This is a genomic window from Rhodopseudomonas rhenobacensis (assembly GCF_014203125.1).
GTDB lineage: Bacteria > Pseudomonadota > Alphaproteobacteria > Rhizobiales > Xanthobacteraceae > Rhodopseudomonas_A > Rhodopseudomonas_A rhenobacensis.
Genome location: NZ_JACHIH010000017.1, coordinates 76,184 through 91,953 on the forward strand (window position 1 = coordinate 76,184; position 15,770 = coordinate 91,953).

Genomic DNA, 15,770 nt, shown 5'->3' on the forward strand with positions numbered 1-15,770 from the left:
GGGCGGCGTGGATTGCTCCGCGCCGCCCTTTCCAAGCGATGGCCGATTAGTTGATGCGGGAGATCTCTTTGCGGGCTTCGGAGGTCGTGCCGTAGACCTGCGGGTCCAGCGTGGTCGACTTGGTAACGACCGGCTTGTTGGCGCGATAGACCTGAAACACGTACCAGGCCGCAACCACCGCGACGGCCAAAGCCACCTGGTTGGCCGGCAGCACCAGCGACAACGCGATCAGCACCACCGCAACGGTGCCGGCCTTCACCACCTTTTCGCGATCGGCGAAGATGGTGCCGAAACGATCCCAATTCTCGGCTTTCCAGAACGGCGCGGTGAAGCGGTCCAGACCGAAGCCGGTCCATGCGCCGTTGAAGCCGAGATTGTAGGCCCAGAGCAGGAACAGCGCGACCGAGAACGCGACGATGGCGACGATGGCCCCTACGGGACCCGCGGCGTAGCCGATGACGACTACGAGAGCAGCTGCAAAAGCAGCGATCCAATATTGCATGTGATTACCTTTCACCCGATTACGGGTGCCTTTTCAGGTTGTGTCTCTCTCTACGAGAGACGCCGGGCATTGAGAATCACAATAATAGGCCGGTTTTGGTCTCAGCATGATTAAAAACATCGATTCAGAACTAGCAGTTTCGCCGTTTGTCAACGGTTTAACCGACTTTATAGTACGTTATTACCATTTTTTGATCGACTCACCATCGCTCCGACGAAGTGATATGGGGAATCCTCGACAGCGCGCACGCGTGTTGCTGCGCGCCCCGACGGCATGACCTAAAAGCGCCGAGTCTTGCGGTATCTCGTTACAGCGAGCGTTTGAAATAATGCGCGATTTCGCCGATCACGCCGCGGCGGAAGGTCAGCACGCAGACCACGAAGATCACGCCCTGGATCACCGTCACCCACTGGCCGAAGCCGGCGAGATATTGCTGCATGGCGATGATCACGAAGGCGCCGACCACCGGGCCGTAGATGGTGCCGAGCCCGCCGACCAGCGTCATCAGCACGATCTCGCCGGACATCGTCCAGTGCACGTCGGTGAGCGAGGCGTTCTGCGCCACGAACACTTTCAGCGAGCCGGCGAAGCCCGCCAGCGTCGCCGACAGGATATAGGCGAGCAGCTTGTAGTGATCGGTCTTGTAGCCGAGCGACACCGCGCGCGGCTCGTTCTCGCGGATCGCCTTCAACACTTCGCCGAACGGCGAGTTGATCGCGCGGTAGATCACCAGAAAGCCCAGCAGGAAGCCGGCCAGGATCACGTAGTACAGCGTATTCGGATTGGCGAGATTGATGAACCCGAACAGATGGCCCTGCGGGATGCCCTGGATGCCGTCCTCGCCATGGGTGAACGGGGTCTGCAGATAGACGAAGTACAGAAGCTGCGACAGCGCCAGCGTGATCATCGCAAAATAGATGCCCTGGCGGCGGATCGCGACCAGGCCAGTGAGCACGCCGAGCGAAGCGGCGGCGAGTGTGCCGAGCACGATGCCGAGCTCCGGCGGCAGCCCCCAGACTTTCAGCGCATGCGCGGTGACGTAGCCGGCGGTGCCGAGGAACATGGCGTGGCCGAACGACAACAAGCCGCCATAGCCGATCAGCAGGTTGAAGGCGCAGGCCAGCAGCGCGAAGCACAGCCCCTGCATCACGAAGAATGGATAGACCCCGGTGAGCGGCACCACCGCGAGCAGCGCGGTCATCACCGCGAGCGCGATCATTTCGTCGCGGACGGCGCGGCGCGGAGTGGCGATGGCGTTATCGGTGATCGTGGTCATGTCAGGCGGTCCGTCCGGTCAGGCCCGAAGGCTTAATGAGCAGCACCAGCACCATCAGCACGAACACCACGGTGTTGGAGGCTTCGGGATAGAAATATTTGGTCAGGCCCTCGACGATGCCGAGCGCAAAGCCGGTGATGATCGAGCCCATGATCGAGCCCATGCCGCCGATCACCACCACGGCGAACACCACGATGATCAGGTCGGCGCCCATCAACGGCCGCACCTGGTTGATCGGCGCCGACAGCACGCCGGCGAGCGCCGCAAGCCCAACGCCGAGTCCGTAAGTCAGCGTGATCATCCGCGGCACGTTGATGCCGAACGCGCGCACCAGCGTCGGATTCTCGGTGGCGGCGCGCAAGTTAGCGCCGAGCCTTGTGCGCTCGATCAGATACCAGGTGGCGAGACACACCACGAGCGAGAACACCACCACCCAGCCGCGGTAGATCGGCAGGAACATGAAGCCGAGATTGACCCCGCCCTTGAGTTCGTCGGGGATCGCATAGGGCAGCCCGGAGGAGCCGAAGTAGTTCTGGAACACGCCCTGGATGATCAGCCCGAGCCCGAAGGTCAGCAGCAACCCGTAGAGATGATCGAGCTGCGCGATCCATTGCAGCATGGTGCGCTCGAGGATGATGCCGAACAGCCCGACCGCCAGAGGCGCGATGATCAGCGCCCACCAATAGCCGATGCCGAGCACGTTGAGCAGGAAATACGCCGCGAACGCGCCCATCATATACAACGCGCCGTGGGCGAAATTGATGATGTTCAGCATGCCGAAGATCACGGCGAGGCCGAGGCTCAACAGCGCGTAGAACGAGCCGTTGATCAGCCCGACCAGCAATTGCGCGAACAAGGCCTGTAGATTGATCGACATGGATTCGGAATTCCTGGTGCGCGGCTGCGACGCGACAGATCCGGCGGCGACAGCGCCGCCGGACCGCCCGGATTTAGCTGGTTACTTCTTCAACAGCGGGCACGTGCTCTTGTCGAGCGGCGTGAAGGCTTCTTCGGCCGGGATGGTGGCGACCAGCTTGTAGTAGTCCCACGGCCCCTTGGATTCCGAGGGCTTCTTCACTTCGAACAAATAGGCCGGATGGATCTTGCGGCCGTTGGGCTGGATCGAGCCCTTGCCGAACAGCGGGTCGTCGGTCGGCATTTCCTTCATCTTGGCGACGATCTTGGCGCCGTCATGCGAGTTGCCGCCCATCGCGTCCAGCGCCTTGAAGTAATGGGTCAGCGCCGAATACACGCCGGCCTGCGACATGGTCGGCACCTGCTTGTTGCGCATCCGGTCCTGGAACCGCTTGGAGAACGCGCGGGTCTGGTCGTTGGCGTCCCAGTAGAACGTCTCGGTGAAGTTCAGACCCTGCGCCACCGGCAAGCCGATGGCATGGACGTCGGTGATGAACATCAACAGCCCGGCGAGCTTCTGGCCGCCGCTGATGATGCCGAATTCGGCCGCCTGCTTGATGGCGTTGGAGGTGTCGCCGCCGGCATTGGCGAGACCGATCACCTTGGCTTTGGAGGCCTGCGCCTGCAGCAGGAAGGACGAGAAGTCGGAGGTGTTGAGCGGGTGCTTCACGCCGCCCACCACCTTGCCGCCGCCGGCGATCACGGCCGCGGTGGTGTCACGCTCCAGCGCCGCACCGAACGCGTAGTCCGCGGTCAGGAAGAACCAGGTGGCGCCGCCGGCCTTGGTCAAGGCGGACCCGGTGCCATGGGCGAGCATGTAGGTGTCGTAGGTCCAGTGGATCGTATTGGGCGAGCATTGCGCGTTGGTCAGGTCCGAGCTGCCGGCGCCCGAATTGAGGAAGATGCCGTTCTTTTCCTTGATGATGTTGCTGACCGCGAGCGCCACGCCGGAGTTCGGCGTATCGACCACGACATCGACCTTGTCGACGTCGAACCACTGCCGCGTGATGTTCGAGCCGATGTCGGGCTTGTTCTGGTGATCGCCGGAGATCACCTCGATCTTCCAGCCCTTGTTGAGCAGACCGGAGTCTTCCACCGCCATCTGGGCGGCCAGCGTCGAACCTGGACCGCCGACATCCGCGTAAAGCCCGGACTGGTCGCTGAGCGAGCCGATCTTGACCACCTTGTCGTCGGCGCTGGCGAAGCCTGCGAACGCCAGCAGGCTGGCGGTGCCGAGCAAGAGCGCAGAAATTTTGTTCTTCATTATTGTCTCCTCCTTTTTGATGTTCTTTTGGCGCGTCGTCAGACACCGAGATAGCTGTGCAGCTTGTCCATGTTGGCCGACAGCTCCGAATTGGCGAAGCCGTCGATGATCTTGCCGTGCTCGACGATGTAGTAGCGATCCGCCATGGTGGCGGCGAAGCGGAAGTTTTGCTCGACCAAAAGAATGGTGAAGCCCTCGTTCTTCAGCCGCTGGATGGTGTGCCCGATCTGCTGGATGATCACCGGCGCCAGGCCTTCGGTCGGCTCGTCGAGCATCAGGAAGCGCGCGCCGGTGCGCAGGATGCGGGCGATCGCCAGCATCTGCTGCTCGCCGCCCGACAATTTGGTGCCCTGGCTCTTCAGCCGCTCCTTGAGATTGGGAAACAGCTCGAAAATCTGCTCCAGCGACAATCCGCCGGGCCGCACCTGCGGCGGCAGCATCAGGTTTTCGCGCACGTCGAGGCTGGCGAAAATGCCGCGTTCCTCGGGGCAGATCGCCACCCCCTGCCGCGCGATCTTATCCGACGACGCGCGGCTGATATCCTTGCCCTCGAAGCGGATACTGCCGCTGCGCTTGGGGATGATGCCCATGATCGACTTCAGCGTGGTGGTCTTGCCGGCGCCGTTGCGGCCCAGCAGCGTCACCACCTCGCCGGCGCGGACCTCGAAGTCGATGCCGTGCAGGATGTGCGACTCGCCGTACCAGGCTTGCAGGTTCTGCACCGACAGCACGACGTCGCCGGCCGGCTGCGCGCTCGGCGTGGCGGCGGCGGCGTCGGACGCGGTGGTCATCGTCTCAACCATGCCCTGCCCCCAGATAGGCTTCCTTGACCCGCTCGTCCTGGGTCAGATCGGCGTAATTGCCCTCCGCCAGCACGCGGCCGCGGGTCAGCACGGTGATGATGTCGGACAGGTTGGCGACCACGCTGAGGTTATGCTCGACCATCAGGATGGTGTATTTGGCGGAGATCCGCTTGATCAGGGCGGCGATCTTGTCGATGTCCTCGTGGCCCATCCCGGCCATCGGCTCGTCGAGCAGCATCATTTCCGGATCGAGCGCCAGCGTGGTGGCGATCTCCAGCGCGCGCTTGCGGCCGTATGGCATTTCCACCGCCGGCGTATTGGAAAATTCGCTTAGGCCCACGTCGGCGAGCAGTTCGTTGGCGCGATCGTTGTAGCGGTCGAGCACGGATTTGGCGCGCCAGAAGTCGAACGAATGGCCGTGCTGGCGCTGCAGCGCGACGCGGACGTTTTCCAGCGCGGTGAGATGCGGAAACACCGCCGAGATCTGGAACGAGCGCACCAGGCCGAGCCGCGCCACGTCCGCCGGCGGCATCGCGGTGATGTCCTGCCCTTTGTAGAGAATCTGTCCGGCCGAGGGCCGCAGGAACTTGGTCAACAGGTTGAAGCACGTGGTCTTGCCGGCCCCGTTGGGACCGATCAGCGCGTGAATCGAGCCGCGGCGAACTCGCAGATTGACGTCCCGCACGGCGAAGAAGCCGGCGAATTCCTTGGTCAGTCCGTGGGTCTCAAGAATGAAGTCATCGGCCAATCAGGTTTCCCCCTCGGTCGTCACGCGAAGCCTCGCGCGCGCCCGACATTTTCTTTGTTTTCTTCGTCCTCGTCTTCTTGGTCTTCCATGGCCGGGGCCTCGGCCGCGTTGGCGGCCGGGCCTCGGTCATGTCTGATCGGAATATGCAATCGCCCGCAGGGTTGCGCAAGATGCAATGCTGGGCAGCGTGCACCAGAGGGCAAGAACCCCACAGGCCATCCTCTGCCGGCTAGTGACGTGCGGTCGCCGCCCGGTTGCAACCGTCACAAAGCTTTCGTGGAAATCGACTACGGGGGCTGGTTGCGGTCGCCGGTGCGGCCGAAGGAGCCGGAGCCTGCCATGCACGACGTTGCGTCCCTGAAGCGAAAACTCGACAGCCTGATCGCGGAGGTCGGCGCCGAAGGCGCGGTGCGGATGGCGAGCTGGAGCGACCGCATCGAGCACCGGGATTTTCTCGCCAGCGCCGCCAACCTCGCGCATTACCTGGTGCTGCGCCGCCACGATCTGCGGCCGTTGCAACGCTCATTGATGGCGCTCGGGATGTCGTCGCTGGGGCGGCTGGAAAGCCGGGTGCTGCCGACGCTGCAGGCGGTGGCCGCCAGCGTCGCGGCGCTGTGCGGCGAGGCCGCCGCGGAGCGCCCCTCGGTGCGGCAGTTCTTTGCCGGCGAACAGCATCTGGCGCAATGCGCCGAAGCGGTGTTCGGCCCGCCCTCGTTGCGGCACACCGCGCTGCTGGTGACCTGCCCGACCGAGGCCGCCGACGATCCGACCTTCATGCTGCGGCTTGCCGAGCGCGGCGTCGACGCCATCCGGATCAACTGCGCGCACGATTCCGCCGCGCAGTGGCAGCGCATGATCAACCACGTGCACACCGCCGAACAGGCCACCGGGCACCGCATCAAGATCCTGATGGACATCGCCGGGCCGAAGATCCGCACCGGCTTGGCGCGGCTGCCGATCGGCCGCGAGCGGATCGGGCTCGGCGACGTGCTGGCGCTGGTGCCGCAGGGCGGGCTCGACCGCGTCGATCTCGACGACGAGTATTTCGCCATCGAGTGCACGCTGTCCGAGCCGGTGCTGCGCACGCCGGTCGGAGCGCGGGTGTTCGTCGACGACGGCAAGCTCTGCGTCCGCATCGAGCGGGTCGCCGCCTGGGGCCTGCTCGGCCGGGTCACCGCCGCCGCCGACAACGGCCTGCGGCTGAAGCCGGAGAAAGGCTTGAATTTCCCGGATACGCCGCTGGCGATCCCCGCACTGACCGCCAAGGACCGCAGCGACCTCGACTTCGTCGCCACCCATGCCGACGGCATCGAGTTCTCCTTCGTGCAGTCGGTCAAGGACGTCGAAGCGCTGCAGGCCGCCTTGGCCGAGCGCCGGCCGAAGGACTGGCGCAAGCTGTCGCTGATCTTGAAGATCGAGACCCCCGAAGCGGTGGCCAATCTGCCGGAGATCGTGGTGCAGGCCGCCGGCCGGCAACCCACCGCGATCATGATCGCGCGCGGCGACCTCGCCGTGGAAATCGGCTTCGCCCGGCTCGCCGAAATGCAGGAAGAGATCCTGTGGATCGGCGAAGCCGCCCACGTGCCGGTGATCTGGGCGACACAAGTGCTGGAGCATCTGGTCAAGAAGGGCACGCCGTCGCGCGGCGAGATGACCGACGCCGCAATGGCGGCGCGCGCCGAATGCGTGATGTTGAACAAGGGGCCGTATCTGTTCAAGGCGATCACCGAACTCGACACCCTGCTGGCGCGGATGGACGCCCATCAGCACAAGAAGACGCCGCAGCTCCGCCCGCTGCGCAGCTGGGACCGCGCTAAGCTAGCTCGCTCGCATAAAGCTCCGGCTTGAATCCGACCAGAAGCTTGCCGCCGAGATCCAGCACCGGCCGCTTGATCATCGACGGCTGCGCCAGCATCAAGGCGATCGCCTTGGTTTCGGTGAGGTCGCTCTTGTCGGCGTCCGGCAGCTTGCGAAAGGTGGTGCCGGCGCGATTGAGCAGCACCTCCCAGCCGAGCTGTTCGGCCCAAGCCCGCAGCGTCGCAGCGTCGATGCCGGCGGTCTTGTAGTCGTGAAACTGATACGCCACGCCGTGGCCATCGAGCCAGGCGCGAGCCTTCTTCATGGTGTCGCAGGTCCTGATGCCATAAAGGGTGATGGTCATGGGCGGGGATCCGGGAGCTCGTGAGGGAGCTTCGTCGAATAACCCGCGACCGCGGCACTCACAACCGAAAAGCCGCCCGGCCGCTTCGGCGTCGGCCGGCCGGACGAAATCACAGGCCCGACCCGTGGATTTCGACTCCAGCAGGCCAGCAGGGTAGCCTCGACGTCTCATGCAATCGGCAGCGCGCCGGTGAGGCAAAGCTCACCAGCGCACGTTTATCATGCTTTCTTGGCGTAGAGCCGACACCAGCCGTTGCCGCTGATCGGACTTTCGACCGTGAGGCACGAACTCGGCGGCTGGAACTGGCGGCAGCTGCCGCAGCTCTTGCCGGCATTGGGCGTCTCCTGATAACCCGCACTGGCGTGCGAGGCCTTCTTGGCGACCTGCGCGTCGGCCGCAGTCGCCGCAACGCCGATCATCGCAGCCGCCCCGACGGCGTAGGCCCCGGTCCTCAGCAGGCGACGCCGCGACAGCGCATCGCTGTTCTTTGTCTTGTCGTTCATCGAGCTTCCTCCACTTCAATTGACTTGGTTGCAGACCTTCGACGGCACTTCTGTTGTTGCCGCCGTCGAAACAAGCGCCGGTGCCGAAATTGCCTCGGCCCGCCGGCTTGTCGAGTAGCCGTGCCGCGGGGGATCGCGCGGCACGGCTGACGCAGTTCACCACTTGGCGTTGAGCGACAACTGGAAGTACTGCGCGTTGTAGTTCGGATTGGTGGCCCCCATGTCGATCAGCCGCGCCAGCGTCTGGTCGACCAGGTAGAGGTATGGCGACATCAGGTCCTGCTGCCAGTTGTCGACGCTGCTGCGTTCCCAGATGTAGCGCGCCTTCAGGTAGACCTCGCCGGTCCAGCCGAGCTGGGTGACGATCGACGGATCGACGGTGTGCTTCAGCGCCGCATCGAGTCGCTGCACATAGGTGCGAACCGTGGGGAATGGCGAGTAGCCGACGCCGTTACCCTGCAGCGGATAATTGGCGAACGTGCCGTAATCCCAGTCTTCCTTGCCCAGCGACAGCGAATATCCCAGTTTGAAGTCGAGAGCCCCGGGAATCAGTTCGGCATTGGCCGCGACCAGGATGGTGTGGACCTTTTCGTGGGTGTTGCTCGAGAAGGCGTCGGCAACCGCCGGGAACGAGGCGTTGGTCACCGGATTGGTGATCGTGCCGCTCCCGACCTGGAACCGATCAAACGTTTCGTACAGATAGGACGCCTGGATCGAGTTCCCCGGCTTGAACACGTAGGTGGCATCGACGCCGCCATTCCAGCTGTTGCTCTTGCGCAGCCCGAAGAACGCCGGATCGTCCGGATAGTCTTCGAAGCGCAGCCCGGCGGTCGGCGAGATCACGAAGTCCCTGAAGATGCTGCCGCTCGGACCCGAGATGTCGAGAAACACGTTGGCCTTGGTCTGATTGCGATTGGCCATGTCGAATTTGCGGATCAGGAAGTTCGTGCCGGTATTGGACGCGGCGTAGTAAGTCTCCAGCGACATTGCGCGGCCATCGTAATTGTCGTAGCGCCGCTCCGAATACTGCGCGCTGGTCCGCAGCGTCGCGACGTCGTAGATCTTGAAGTCCGCGGTGCCGCGGCCGATGAATTCGTTGGTGACGTTGGCGTCGCGGCGGGTGCGATCCCACTGTTCCCAGCCGAAGCTGCTGCCGAGCGTGACCCATTTGGCGGGACGCCACTGGAATTCCTCGCTGGCGTTCTGCTTGGTATAGGACATCGCCAGCGCCCGTCGCGGCACGCCCGCGGCAATGCCCGTCGCCGAGGAGTCTTCCACGACGTAGTTCGGAATCAACAGTTCGGGCGTCTGGTTGTCGTTGTCATAGTATCTGTAGCGGAACGTCGTGCGCCATTCCGGCGTCCACTGCGTGGTCGCATTGGTATTGTAGAGAAGAGTGTCGACCTCACCGTTCAGGCTCGATGCCGGCAGCACGAAGGTCGCGATGGCGGGGTTGACGGTGAACGGCATGAACTCGTCGTTCTGCCGCATCGTGGTGTACTGGATCGTGCTGTTCCATCGGGTCTTGAACGGCAGGTCGACGCCGCTCGTCACCGTGGAGTTGTAGGCCTGGTTGCTGGGCATCAGGCTGATCCGCGCCGCGGGCGAAAACACCCGGGGATTGCTCGCGTCGTAGAACGGGTTCTGCACGGTGAAGGAATTGAAATTGTTCTCGAACAATGACAGGCCGCCGCCGACCTGGACGTTGAAATGACCGCCCCATGGCGTCGCGCCAAAATACTGCCCGCTCACCTTGCCGATCTGGGTGGTGTCATCGATCGGTCGCGGCGCCTGAAACTGCTGAAGTGAGCCGAGGCCACCGATCGCGACGCCTGAGGTCTGAATTCCTTCGCGCTTTTCGTTGGAGTAGCTCGCCTTGACGTCCCAGTTCTGATCGGGCGTCCAGCGATAGGCCACCGCTGCCTTGTCGCGCTTGATGCCGACGTCGATGGTGTTCACCTTGCCGGCCAGCGCAGCGCTCACCAGAGCGCGGCTGGCGGGGGTGGCAGCGTTGACTGTGGTCCCGGGAATCGCAACCGACGTCGTCAGATTGTTGCTGCCGACGCCGTTCCAGATGCTCAGCGCGCTGGTGTTGTAGAGATGCGGGATCTCATCCCAGACCACGGTGAGGTAGTGTTCGCCGGCCTTCGAGGCGTCGACGATGTAGCGTTGATTGTTGTTGCCGATGTTGTCGGCGCGCAGTTCGCCGAAGTAGAGGCCGTCCTTGGTCTGCAGCGTCATCCGCAGGTACTCGGCAAACAGCCCCGGCGGGATGGCGCCGTACTCCTCGAATTTTGAGCGATTGTTGGGATCAGGATTGGCCGGCGCGTTGGGGCTCGACGGCGTCACGTAATGCGCGGACGATTTCGGTGGGCGCTTCACGAACACTCGCCCGCCGACGTCGAACTCGCCGGAGAACTCATAGCCCCCATGCGCAGCTTCGAAGTCCGACACGGCCGCCGGAGGATCCGCGGCGTTGGCATTCAACGGCGCAACAGTCGCTAACGCCATTGCGGCGGACATCGGCAGCAATCCGTGCTTGATCATCATTCCCCCCTCTGATCTCAACTTGCCGAGTATCGTGATGAGGGCCGCGGTTGCGCCCTCTCCGCCTTGTTAGCGATGCCATCGCGATCCGGATGGCGCGTTCGATCCGTGAATGTTGGTGTGGCAATTCTGGCAGGCGTTGCCGACCGCCCATCGTGCCGCCGCGGGAAGCCCCGGCTGGTTGTGCGGGTTGGTGTGGCATTGCTGGCACAACCGCTGCCGCGCGACGATCAGCAAGGACTCGTGGTTGGAGCCGTGCGGTTCGTGGCAATTCAGGCAGTTTTCGCGCACCGGCGGGTGCTCGAACAGGAACGGCCCCCGCTTGTCGGCATGACACTGGAAGCAGGTGTCGTTGACGGTTGCTTCGCGTAAGAGCTTCTCGGTGGCGCTGCCGTGCGGGTTGTGGCAATTGACGCAGGTGATCTTGTTCTCGCGCACCGGCATATGCGAGGTACGCTGCGCCTGCGCCTTGCGATCCTTGTGGCATTGGAAGCAGGTGTCCATCACCAGCTCGGTCTTCAGCTGATTGCGCGGCGAGACCTTGCGCATCACGGTGTGGCAGTTGACGCAGGCGAGGCCACGGCTCTCATGCGCCGAACTCTGCCAATAGGTCTGGTCGCCCTTCTCGTGGCAACTCAGACAGACGCCGTTGAAATCGGCGACGTCGACGCCGCGGCTGTCGGTGAGCCGGAACGAGCGGATGCCGCCCTTTTCGCGCCCGCCGCCGCCGTTGACGTGGGCGGAGCCCGGGCCGTGGCAGGTCTCGCATTCCATCTTGCCCTGCGGCGTGACTTTGCCCGACTTGATGTTGCGGCCCATCACGGTCTGCTGGAATTCGTCGAACAGCCCGGCGTGGCAGGTCTCGCACGGCTTCGAGCCGACGAAATAACGGCCCTCGGGATCGCCCGGCGCCGGCGCCACCATCGGGGCCCGCGCCCCGGCACCCGCGGCGGCCGGCGTCAGCTTCTGCACCGCGATCAGGATCGGTTTCCAGCTGTCGGTCTTGCCGGCCAGGATCTGGACGAAGTCGAGTTGCGGCGTCGCACTCGGCGTGTCCTCTAGCAGCGCGTCCTCGAAGTTTTCCAGCGCCACCCAGGTCTTCACCACCTCTTCGCGCGCCGGCATCAGCGCGACGTAGTCAGGCTCGCGCGCTGGACGCTGTGCCCGCAGACGGCGCTGCTCGTGGCCGCGCAAGATCCGTTGCTCGGCCGCGCTCGCGAGTTTCATCGCGGCCTGTAGCCGGGCATATTCGGCAATGATCTTGATTGCCGGATCGGCCGGCAAAGCGAGCACCGGGGGACCGCGGTCGGCGTCCGCATCGAGCAGCGTGGTGAAGCGTCGTGATCCGCCGTGGCCGCCCTGCCCGTGCGGCGACGCGCCATGCGCCGCTGGCAAACCCGAGCCGTGGCCGAGGCCGGCATGCGCCGCGACCGCCGCATAGTCGGGCTGCGCCGGCGAGAAGTTCGGCTTGGCGCCCGGGCCGGTCAGATTCTGCGCGGCATAGTCAGCCAGCGCTGCGACGTCGGGGTCGAGCGTGCTCGACAGCGTCGACGCGCGGTCGAACCGCGCCGCCCCTTCGGCAACCTCATCGGCGCTCGCCGGGGCGAGCCCCCACGTTGCCAGCGCCGCAATCATCATGGCTGATAGGAAAGCCCGCGCTGAGTCCCGGGCTGAGACGATCGACACGGCCAGGGACGCCCCGCCCTGTCCACCGATCGCCGGACCACCGGCGTGTTTCACCGGCGCACGATCCACCGCTGCGGCGCCACAATAAAGTGGCGCAGCTCGCAAAGAGCCCCCCATCGTTACCCCCACAGATACGCGCTCGGCGCGTACAAATGTTATGATTGTCGTGATTTTTGGATCAGCCGACCGGGCTGATCATTGCCGGACACTTATTGCTAACAAGCACAATTTGATTGCTAACACGCAGAACTAGAACCCATCTAAGTACCTCACGGTTTCATAGCGACAGGTTTCGCGCCTTTGATTCAAATCAAACCGCGACAAAATGCCTCGCAATATTTCAACACAAACTAACAAGTTTCAGAAAACTCCTACAACCATACCGCCGAGGCTCTGTTCGATCGGCGACATTGGCGTAACTAATTCCGCACTAATTACCGCTCTGGGCCGCGTCATCGACTCACTTTCTGTTAGTTGCGCATTGCCTGGAGCCACGACCGTCATGTGGCGGAGCAACATGCGCGACGACGACAGCTCATGATTGACACCGCGGGGATCGAACAACTCCGCCGCGGCGTGCTGTCTGCGACAGACTGCCTTGCTGGCGTCGGGCAGCGTCGCGTGTAGCAACTTTCCTGTGCCCACGGCCTTCCATTCGCAGCGCACAATCCGCGTGACGGAAATTGTGCAGTGCGGAGTTGTTATCACAACTTCAAAACCGTCCCGCTTCAGGCTCGCCACGACGAAATACGATGTTAGGATGGTTCCCCAACAACGCATCGTCGCGTTGAAAAAATCACCACAAACGGGAGGACAGCAGCATGCTCGACAAGGCGCCCAACGGCAGAGTCTCCGAACTGCTCGCGACATTGGATCAGGCGTTGTCCGCCGGCGACGTCGAGCGCGCGCTCGATCTGTTTCAGACCGATTGCTATTGGCGCGACCTCGTCGCCTTCACCTGGAATATCAAGACCATGGAGGGCAAGGATCAGGTCCGCGCGATGCTCGAGGCGAGGCTCGCCGAGACCAGGCCCACCAACTGGAAGATCGCCGACGGCGAAGATTCCACCGAGGCCGACGGCATCACCGAGAGCTGGATCCAGTTCGAGACCGCGGTCGCCCGCGGCTTCGGTCATCTACGGCTGAAGGACGGCCGGATCTGGACGCTGCTCACCACCATGGTCGAGCTGAAGGGCTTTGAGGAGCCGCAGGGCTTCGACCGGCCGATGGGCGCCAAGCACGGCGCCGACCGCAATCGCAAGACCTGGAAGGAAGAGCGCGAGCAGGAGGCCGCCGAGCTCGGCATCACGAAGCAGCCTTATTGCCTGATCATCGGCGGCGGCCAGGGCGGCATTGCACTGGCGGCGCGGCTGCGCCAGCTCAGCGTGCCGACCATCGTCATCGAAAAGAACGAGCGCCCCGGCGACAGCTGGCGCAAGCGCTACAAGTCGCTCTGCCTGCACGATCCGGTGTGGTACGATCACCTGCCCTATCTGCCGTTCCCGGCGAACTGGCCGGTTTTCTCGCCGAAGGACAAGATCGGTGATTGGCTGGAAATGTACACCAAGGTGATGGAGCTCAACTACTGGAGAAAGACCACCTGCAAGAAAGCAACTTACGACGAAACGGCCGGCGAATGGACCGTGGTGGTCGAGCGCGATGGCCAGGAAATCGTGCTGAAGCCGAAGCAACTGGTGCTGGCGACCGGGATGTCGGCCAAACCCAACATGCCGAAATTCGAAGGCATGGAGCTGTTCAAGGGCGACCAGCACCACTCTTCGCAGCATCCCGGCCCCGACGCCTACAAGGGCAAGAAGGCGGTGGTGATCGGCTCCAACAATTCCGCCCACGATATATGCGCGGCGCTGTGGGAAGCCGGCGCCGACGTCACCATGGTGCAACGCTCGTCAACGCACATCGTGAAGTCGGATTCGCTGATGGAGATCGGGCTTGGCCCGTTATATTCCGAACAAGCGGTGCGGAGCGGCATGACCACCGAAAAGGCCGACCTGATCTTCGCGTCATTGCCCTACAAGATCCTGCACGAATTTCAGATCCCGATCTACAACGCGATCCGCGAACGCGACGCGGATTTCTACAAGCGTCTGGAAGCCGCCGGCTTCATGCTCGACTTCGGCGATGACGATTCAGGCCTGTTCATGAAGTATCTGCGCCGCGGCTCCGGCTATTACATCGACGTCGGCGCCTCCGAACTGGTCGCCAATGGCAGCATCAAGTTGAAGAGCGGCGTCGACGTGCAGCGGCTCACCGAACATGCGGTGATCCTGACCGACGGCACCCAGTTGCCTGCGGATCTCGTGGTCTATGCCACCGGCTACGGCTCGATGAACGGCTGGGCGGCGGAGCTGATTTCCAAGGAGGTCGCCGACAAGGTCGGCAAGTGTTGGGGCCTCGGCTCCAACACCAGGAAAGACCCCGGCCCCTGGGAGGGCGAGCAGCGCAACATGTGGAAGCCGACGCAGCAGCCGGGGCTATGGTTTCACGGCGGCAACCTGCATCAGTCGCGGCACTACTCGCAATTCCTGTCGCTGCAGTTGAAGGCCCGGATGGAAGGCATTCCGACCCCGGTCTATGGGCTGCAACAAGTGCATCACTTGGGATGAAGGCGGAGCGAGCGGGCCGCGCGCACAGCGCGGCTCGCATCGCTATCGTGATTCAGCAGGAGACACAGCGGGACCGCGGGCTTCGCGCCCGCGTCGCGTCATGGCGCGAGGGCAAGACTTCGCTCTGCCGGGGCGTCGTTGCGGCCGCGCTTGGCCGGCGCATTGAACAACGGCAGTTCGGTGGTCGACTTGATCTGCTCCATGGTGAACATCGAGGAGACGTCCTGCAGATCGATCTTGGCGATCAGCCGCTGGTAGAGATCGTCATAGGCGCGAATATCCGAGACCACCGCGCGGATCAGATAGTCGACGTCGCCGCTCAGCCGATAGAAATCGACCACCTCGGGAAAGCTGACGACGATCTTGCGGAACCGCTGCACCCATTCGGCGCTGTGCTGGTTGGTGCGCACCGCGATGAACACGCTGACGCCGAGGTTGAGCTTCTCGGCATCCAGCAAGGCAACGCGGCGCTTGATGTAGCCGGAGTTTTCCAGCTTCTGAATCCGCCGCCAGCAGGGCGTCGAACTCAGCCCGACCCGCTCGGCCACCTCCTGCATCGACAGGCTGCTGTCCACCTGCAAGGTTGCGAGGATTTTGCGGTCAAGCTCGTCGAGCATATTGGCCTCCAATTCAGCGCAGCGGGAGCATAATCATGTCACCCAATGCTGCAACTGTGCAAGGATATTGCGAGCCAATCGCATCCGCGAGCATAAACATTCGCCAGCCTGCGCAATGTCACAG

The 15,770-nt window shown here is 63.4% G+C and carries 13 protein-coding genes; 2 read left to right on the plus strand and 11 right to left on the minus strand.

What is annotated here, in order from left to right:
- Positions 1-46 precede the first annotated feature (46 nt).
- The 6 genes from HNR60_RS14170 to HNR60_RS14195 form a co-directional block, all read right to left on the minus strand.
- Positions 47-502, minus strand: coding sequence for a hypothetical protein (locus HNR60_RS14170; protein WP_184258510.1), 456 nt, complete (start codon positions 500-502; stop codon positions 47-49).
- A gap of 307 nt (positions 503-809) precedes the next feature.
- The gene (locus HNR60_RS14175; RefSeq protein ID WP_184258513.1) at positions 810-1,778 is read right to left on the minus strand and encodes a branched-chain amino acid ABC transporter permease; all 969 of its coding nucleotides are present in this window, start codon (positions 1,776-1,778) and stop codon (positions 810-812) included.
- A gap of 1 nt (position 1,779) precedes the next feature.
- Positions 1,780-2,655, minus strand: a complete 876-nt coding sequence (locus tag HNR60_RS14180) for a branched-chain amino acid ABC transporter permease (RefSeq protein ID WP_184258515.1) — start codon at positions 2,653-2,655, stop codon at positions 1,780-1,782.
- 81 nt (positions 2,656-2,736) lie between these two features.
- On the minus strand, positions 2,737-3,957 hold the full coding sequence (locus HNR60_RS14185) for an ABC transporter substrate-binding protein (protein ID WP_184258517.1): 1,221 nt from the start codon (positions 3,955-3,957) through the stop codon (positions 2,737-2,739).
- Positions 3,958-3,995: 38 nt separating this feature from the next.
- Entirely contained in the window at positions 3,996-4,760 is a 765-nt protein-coding gene (locus tag HNR60_RS14190; protein ID WP_430694939.1) for an ABC transporter ATP-binding protein, read from the minus strand.
- On the minus strand, positions 4,753-5,508 hold the full coding sequence (locus tag HNR60_RS14195) for an ABC transporter ATP-binding protein (protein WP_184258519.1): 756 nt from the start codon (positions 5,506-5,508) through the stop codon (positions 4,753-4,755). The genes HNR60_RS14190 and HNR60_RS14195 overlap by 8 nt, the downstream gene beginning before the upstream one ends.
- Positions 5,509-5,847: 339 nt before the next feature.
- Here HNR60_RS14195 and HNR60_RS14200 point away from each other — a divergent pair, with 339 nt between their 5' ends.
- Positions 5,848-7,356, plus strand: coding sequence for a pyruvate kinase (locus tag HNR60_RS14200; protein WP_184258521.1), 1,509 nt, complete (start codon positions 5,848-5,850; stop codon positions 7,354-7,356).
- On the opposite strand, the gene HNR60_RS14205 is transcribed toward HNR60_RS14200, so the two are convergent.
- The 4 genes from HNR60_RS14205 to HNR60_RS14220 form a co-directional block, all read right to left on the minus strand.
- Positions 7,322-7,669, minus strand: coding sequence for an ArsC family reductase (locus HNR60_RS14205; protein ID WP_184258523.1), 348 nt, complete (start codon positions 7,667-7,669; stop codon positions 7,322-7,324). The genes HNR60_RS14200 and HNR60_RS14205 overlap by 35 nt on opposite strands.
- A 218-nt stretch (positions 7,670-7,887) precedes the next feature.
- The gene (locus tag HNR60_RS14210) at positions 7,888-8,172 is read right to left on the minus strand and encodes a high potential iron sulfur protein (RefSeq protein WP_184258525.1); all 285 of its coding nucleotides are present in this window, start codon (positions 8,170-8,172) and stop codon (positions 7,888-7,890) included.
- Positions 8,173-8,328: 156 nt separating this feature from the next.
- Positions 8,329-10,722, minus strand: coding sequence for an MtrB/PioB family decaheme-associated outer membrane protein (locus HNR60_RS14215; RefSeq protein WP_184258527.1), 2,394 nt, complete (start codon positions 10,720-10,722; stop codon positions 8,329-8,331).
- 66 nt (positions 10,723-10,788) lie between these two features.
- Positions 10,789-12,357 carry a DmsE family decaheme c-type cytochrome gene (locus HNR60_RS14220; RefSeq protein ID WP_246432947.1) on the minus strand — a complete coding sequence of 523 codons (1,569 nt, stop codon included), beginning with the start codon at positions 12,355-12,357 and terminating at the stop codon, positions 10,789-10,791.
- 869 nt (positions 12,358-13,226) lie between these two features.
- Between HNR60_RS14220 and HNR60_RS14225 the strand changes: the two genes are divergently transcribed.
- Positions 13,227-15,029: an NAD(P)/FAD-dependent oxidoreductase gene (locus HNR60_RS14225; protein WP_184258531.1), complete on the plus strand. Its 1,803-nt coding sequence runs from the start codon at positions 13,227-13,229 to the stop codon at positions 15,027-15,029.
- 98 nt (positions 15,030-15,127) lie between these two features.
- Here HNR60_RS14225 and HNR60_RS14230 read toward each other — a convergent pair whose 3' ends face one another.
- Positions 15,128-15,646, minus strand: coding sequence for an Lrp/AsnC family transcriptional regulator (locus HNR60_RS14230; protein ID WP_184258533.1), 519 nt, complete (start codon positions 15,644-15,646; stop codon positions 15,128-15,130).
- Between the last annotated feature and the right edge of the window lie 124 nt (positions 15,647-15,770).